This is a genomic window from candidate division WOR-3 bacterium, assembly GCA_016867815.1.
In the GTDB taxonomy this organism is placed as follows: Bacteria; Hydrothermota; Tepidihabitantia; order Tepidihabitantales; family Tepidihabitantaceae; genus UBA2258.
The window spans coordinates 1-5,628 of record VGIR01000131.1 but is presented as its reverse complement, the minus strand read 5'-3'; the positions used below and the strand labels follow the sequence as shown (position 1 = coordinate 5,628).

The window sequence follows — 5,628 nt, the reverse complement described above, 5'->3', positions numbered from 1 at the left end:
CTCGGCCTGCAAGGGCGTGTGCGCAACCTGTTCGATGGACGCGTGGAAGTTGAGGCTGAGGGTGAACGCGAGAAGCTCGATCGGCTCATCGAGAGATTGCACAAGGGTCCGCCCGGCGCGCAGGTAGCCGACGTAGCGACAGAGTGGAGTCAGCCCCGGGGAGAGTGCGAGGATTTCCGGGTAGACTACGACTAGATCGTCAGTTCACCCGAAGTCAGATTCCAGAAGGTAGAATGCAGAAGTCAGAACTGAGGCCGGAAGTCGCGGTCGGTTTCTTGACAACATCGGGCGTGCTTCTATGATAGGCGCGTGAAAGACACGGCGTTCATGGCCGAGGCACTCGACCTGGCGAAGCGCGGGTGCGGCCGCGTATCGCCCAACCCGATGGTCGGTGCCGTTCTCGTCAAGAACGGCCGGGTCGTAGGCCGCGGTTGGCACCGCCGTTTCGGCGGGCCGCACGCCGAGGCAGAGGCTATCACCGATGCCGGCCGACGGGCTCAAGGCTCGGCGCTCTATGTGACGATGGAGCCATGCTGCTTCCATGGAAAGACCCCAGCCTGCACCAGCGCAGTCCAGCTTGCCGGCATAAGGCGTGTCGTGGCGGCGACGCTTGACCCGAACCCGCGCGTGAAAGGCCGCGGCCTGCGGTTTCTGCGTGGGTGTGGTATCGAGACGTCGGTCGGTCTGCTGGCCGGCGCGGCGCGTCAGCTGAATGAGGGATACTTCACTTCCCTGCGTCTGCATCGGCCTTTCGTTGTCCTCAAGGTCGCGGCAACTCTCGACGGCATGGTTGCTGACGAGACGGGGCACTCGAAGTGGATTACCGGGCCGCGGGCACGTGCCCTAGGCAGTGAACTGCGGCTATGCGCGGATGCGATTGTCGTAGGAGTGAACACGGTGATCGCCGACAACCCACGTCTGACCCGCCGCGTGAAAACGCCCGGGCAGTACGTGCGCGTGATTCTCGACTCCAGTCTCGCGACGCCCTTGAATAGTCGCTTGTTCGGGGAGCCGGGTCTCATTCTCGTCTTCACTGCGAGCCAGGACGCCGCGAAGGCCGAACGTTTCTGGGCGAAGAACGTTGAGGTGAAGCGCGTCGGCAAGGGCGCGGACGGGCTTCTGAGCTGGTCCGAAATCCTGGGCGAACTCCATCGTCGGCAGGTTCAAACCGTGCTCATCGAAGGTGGCGCGACAGTGGCGTCGTCGGCGCTGGAGGCCGACATTGTAGACAAGATGTACGTGTTCCAGTCCCCGAAGATGCTGGGCCCGGGCAAGTCATTCACCCGCGGCATTAGTCCGCGCCCACACGGAAAGCCCATCGAGCTGACACGAGTCGAGCACCGTTGTCTCGGCGCGGACTTCCTTACCGAAGGCTATGTTCACCGGACTCATTGAGACCGTCGGCCGCGTCGAGCGGTCTGCTGGTCGTCAGGGCAACCGCGTGTTCACGCTTCAGGCCCTGTTCGCCGGGGAACTGAAGCTCGGCGAGAGCGTCGCGGTCAACGGTTGCTGCCTGACGGTGACCAAGACCGACAAGAAGACCTTTGATGTCGAGGCGGTTGCGGCGACGCTGGAGGCGACGACACTGGGTCGCCTCCAGACGGGCGACGCGGTGAACCTGGAGCGGGCGCTTCGGGCAGGGGACAGGATGGGCGGCCACTTCGTGCAGGGACACGTGGACGAAGTCGGCAAGGTCCGCCGGATCGAGCGGCATTCAGGTTACTGGGTACTTGCCGTCGAGACCGATCGGCGCCACTCCCGGCCGCTGGTTGAGAAGGGATCGGTCTGCGTGGACGGAATCAGCCTGACGGTGGCGTCCGTGCGTCCCGGTGAGTTCGCAGTCAACATCATTCCTCACACATGGGAGAACACCAGTCTCAAGCAACGCCGCGCCGGCGACAAAGTGAACATCGAATACGACCTTCTGGTCAAGGCCGTCAGACAGGCAGGTGGTCAAGAGGTCTAGTGGTCAAGTGGAAGCACGCCGTCACTCGACCACTAGATCACTGGAACACTGGATCACTTTGCTCTAGAATCCAGCCGTGGACATCAGACTGATTCGCGAGAATCCGGACGAGGCCAGGCGAATGCTCGCCTTGCGGCGCAGCCCGCTCGATATCGAGCGGATACTCGGGCTCGACGCCGATCGTCGCCGGCTGGCGAAGGACCGCGACGAGGCGCGGCACCGACAGAAGCAGGTCTCCGAAGCAGTGGGGCTAGCCAAGAAGGAGAAGCGCGAGTGCGTGGCCGAGATGGCAGAGGCGCGCGAAGTATCCGACCTCGTGAAGCAGCTTGACGCCGACGTGACCAGTATCGAGGCCGAACAGGCGGAACTGGCGAAGCAACTGCCTAACGTTGTGCACCCGTCGGTTACGGCCGAAGAGGAAATCGTCGGCCAATGGGGCGAGCCGCGCAAGTTCGAGTTCAAGCCGCTCGCACATTGGGATCTCGGCGAAGCGCTGGGCGTAATCGACCTTGAGGCCGCTTCCCGGCTGGCCGGCTCCAGATTCGTCGTGTTCAAGGGGCATGGCGCGCTGCTGGAGCGGGCGCTCATCAACTATTTCCTCGACACGAACACGCGACGACACGGCTACATCGAGGTTTCACCGCCGTTCCTCGCCAACGCGGCCACGCTCGAGGCGACCGGGCAATTGCCCCATCTCGAGACCGAGATGTACAAGACCCAGGATGAGCTCTACCTCGTGCCCACTGCCGAGCCGCAACTGGTGAACTACCACCGCGGCCAGACCATTCCGGAGCCACAGCTGCCGCTCAAGTACGTCGCCTACACGCCCAGCTTCCGGCGCGAGGCCGGCTCGTACGGCAAGGATGTGCGCGGGATGATCCGCGTGCATCAGTTCGACAAGGTGGAACTCGTTCGCATCGTCCGTCCCGAGGCTGCATACCAGGCGCTGGAGGAGATGCGCTCAGAAGGCGAGAGCCTGTTGCGCGACCTCGGGTTGCCCTACCAGGTCAAGCGACTCGCAGCGTGGGATATGGCACACCAATCGGCCAAGACCTATGACCTTGAAGCGTGGGCCGCGGGCCAGGAACGTTGGCTCGAGGTGTCGTCGATATCGGCCTGTGGGGACTACCAGACTCGTCGCGGAGGGATACGGGCTAGAGGCAAGGATGGCAAGACGTTCTTCCCACACGCGCTGAACGGCTCTGCGCTTGCCCTGCCGCGGGTCTTCGTGGCGATACTGGAGAACAACCAGCAGGCCGACGGTACGGTTGTGGTCCCCGAGGTCTTGAGGCCGTACATGCACGGCCTCGAACGAATCAAGTAGGTCAGAGTCCTACCACCAAGACACCAAGGCACCAAGCGGCGTCGACCGTGGCGGGAAAACCGAGACTGTACCGGACTGCGGCCGCGACCAGCGGCCAGTGACTGTCCCGAGTTTTCCGGGCGGGAGGCGCGGGACATGACCGAAATCCTCCTCGGATTTCGGATCGTGTCCCAAGCCTGACTACAGCCGGAATCCGTGCGGCAGGAGTTGCCGCAGTCGATTCGTCCTTGCGGCGCGTCCGTTCGACAGCACTACCTCCGGATTCTCCGAGAACTCCGCAATCACCTGCAGGCACGCGCCACATGGCGGCGTGAGTTCTGGCGTGTCCGCGTAGACCATCACCGCTCGTATGTCGCGCTGCCCGGCTGACACTGCCTTGAAGATAGCCACGCGCTCCGCGCAGACGGTCAGGCCGTACGAGCTATTCTCTACGTTGCAGCCGGAGAAGATGCGGCCACTGGTAGCCAGTGCTGCCGCACCGACCCTGAGCTTCGAGAACGGAGCGTAAGCGTTCCTCGAGGCGGCACGAGCGGCGCGTAGCAGACGTGCCTGAGTGCTCTTGTTCATGTTCCTATCTCCTTCAGAAAGCTCCTGCCGTCTACCGTCGGCTTCGCCTTCAGGTACTCGGCTGCGGTCTGGCCCAGGTCGGCAAGGGTCGACCGGGAACCGAGGTCGACACCTTGCTTGAAGGCCGTCCCGAGTGCGAGTAGGGGTACGTACTCGCGGGAATGGTCGGTGGAGCGCGTCGTCGGGTCGTTGCCGTGGTCGGCTGTGATGAACAGCAGATCGTCTTGCCTTAAGCCGTTCAGGATACTGGGCAGGAAGCTATCGAACTCCTTCATTCCGGACGCAAAGGCGGCAGGGTCGTTCCGATGTCCCCAGTCCATGTCGAACTGGACCAGGTTGGTGAAGATCAGTCCGACACGGGTTCTCTCCATTGCGTCGACGGTCTGTTGCAGACAGTCAGAGTTGACCACCGAGTGATGGGTCTCGGTGAATCCCCGCCCCGCGAATAGGTCATCCACCTTGCCGATGCCCACAACCGGCAGGCCGGATTCCTTGACGTTGTCGAGCAGGGTCGGATGAGGCGGCGGGCAGGAGAAGTCCTTGCGTCCCGCTGTCCGTTCGAACGAGCCTGGTTTGCCGGTGAACGGACGGGCAATCACACGGCCGACGCAGAAAGCCCCGGAGCACAGGCTGCGAGCCTTCTCGCAGATGCGGTACAGCTCATCCGGCGGGATGGCGTCTTCGTGGCAGGCAATCTGCAACACGCTGTCGGCTGACGTATAGACAATGGGAAAGCCCTTCCTCAGGTGTTCTTCGCCCAGTTCCTTGATGATTTCCGTGCCCGAAGCTGCCCTATTGCCGATGGTCTTCCGGCCGATGGCCTGCCCCAGCTTCTGCATCAACTCAGGTGGGAACCCGTACGGGAACAGGGGAAATGCTTCGTGTGTCACGAGGCCTGCGATTTCCCAGTGGCCGGTGGTCGAATCCTTGCCAAACGACTGCTCGGCCATCTTGCCGAAGCACGCTTCAGGTTTCTCTTGCGGGGGGACGCCTTGAATCGGGATGATGTTGCCGAGGCCCAGTTGAGACAGGCTCGGCAGGTTCAAGCCGCCGACGACCTTGGCCAGGTTGGCGAGTGTGTTGGAGCCTTTGTCGCCGTAAAGGTGCGCGTCTGGGAGTTCCCCACATCCTACCCCGTCCAGGAGCAGGACAACCACCCGAGACTCGGGCACAGATTTCACCACCAAGGCACCAAGACACAAAGAAGACCGCAGAATGATTCCGGTGTCATCAATCTACAATCCTCAATCGTCAATCTGGAATTGTTGATGCCGGGGACAGGATTTGAACCTGCATGCCGTTAAGCACATGGCCCTCAACCATGCGTGTCTGCCAATTCCACCACCCCGGCGCGGACTGCCTTCCGCCGGCGGCCTCAGGCCATCCGTCAGTCAGCTGACCTGCCGTGATTATAGGAGAGGTTGCCTGATAGTCAATCAGAGCGACCGCTCGATCCGATGCACTTGCTTCCGTCGTGCCTGGGGCAGACCAACGAGAGCGGAAAGCGGCGATGGAAGGAAAGGCGGCAGCTTTCGCTGCCGCAATCCGAGGTCCTGCGCCGAGCTAGAAGCAGCCCATGTTGGAGCCGTCGGAGGCGGTCTTGACGCAGGGCGAGCCTTTCTTGAGCCGGTAGTCGTCGCTGGCGCGGTCTCTGAACTCCGTGAGTGCTATAGGATTTGGTGGTGTGGCGAGCGTATTTGTTGACAAAAAGCTGTCTCGCCTTCGAATGGTAGTGAGTTATAGTCCGTTAAGACCTACCACCGAGAGGAGA

The 5,628-nt window shown here is 62.2% G+C and carries 6 protein-coding genes and 1 tRNA gene; 4 read left to right on the top strand and 3 right to left on the bottom strand.

The genetic code is table 11. The annotated features are described in order from the left end of the window. From FJY68_13100 to serS, 4 genes are all read left to right on the top strand, one after another. Window positions 1-195, top strand: a 195-nt coding sequence (locus tag FJY68_13100; GenBank protein MBM3332761.1) for an acylphosphatase, incomplete at its 5' end; no start/stop codon positions are given. Window positions 196-309: 114 nt separating this feature from the next. Next, window positions 310-1,395: a bifunctional diaminohydroxyphosphoribosylaminopyrimidine deaminase/5-amino-6-(5-phosphoribosylamino)uracil reductase RibD gene (gene ribD, locus FJY68_13095; GenBank protein ID MBM3332760.1), complete on the top strand. Its 1,086-nt coding sequence runs from the start codon at window positions 310-312 to the stop codon at window positions 1,393-1,395. Next, window positions 1,376-1,966, top strand: a complete 591-nt coding sequence (locus FJY68_13090) for a riboflavin synthase (protein MBM3332759.1) — start codon at window positions 1,376-1,378, stop codon at window positions 1,964-1,966. The genes ribD and FJY68_13090 overlap by 20 nt, the downstream gene beginning before the upstream one ends. Window positions 1,967-2,087: 121 nt before the next feature. Continuing rightward, window positions 2,088-3,290 carry a serine--tRNA ligase gene (serS, locus tag FJY68_13085; protein MBM3332758.1) on the top strand — a complete coding sequence of 401 codons (1,203 nt, stop codon included), beginning with the start codon at window positions 2,088-2,090 and terminating at the stop codon, window positions 3,288-3,290. A 180-nt stretch (window positions 3,291-3,470) separates the two neighbouring features. Here the strand turns inward: serS and FJY68_13080 are convergent, their stop codons facing one another. From FJY68_13080 to FJY68_13070, 3 genes are all read right to left on the bottom strand, one after another. Further along, a complete protein-coding gene (locus FJY68_13080; protein MBM3332757.1) occupies window positions 3,471-3,857 on the bottom strand; it encodes a cytidine deaminase in 387 nt (128 codons plus the stop codon). Continuing rightward, window positions 3,854-5,029 (bottom strand): phosphopentomutase, encoded by a 1,176-nt coding sequence (locus tag FJY68_13075; GenBank protein ID MBM3332756.1) that lies wholly within the window; start codon window positions 5,027-5,029, stop codon window positions 3,854-3,856. The genes FJY68_13080 and FJY68_13075 overlap by 4 nt, the downstream gene beginning before the upstream one ends. 94 nt (window positions 5,030-5,123) lie before the next feature. Next, window positions 5,124-5,208 (bottom strand) — tRNA-Leu (locus FJY68_13070). Between the last annotated feature and the right edge of the window lie 420 nt (window positions 5,209-5,628).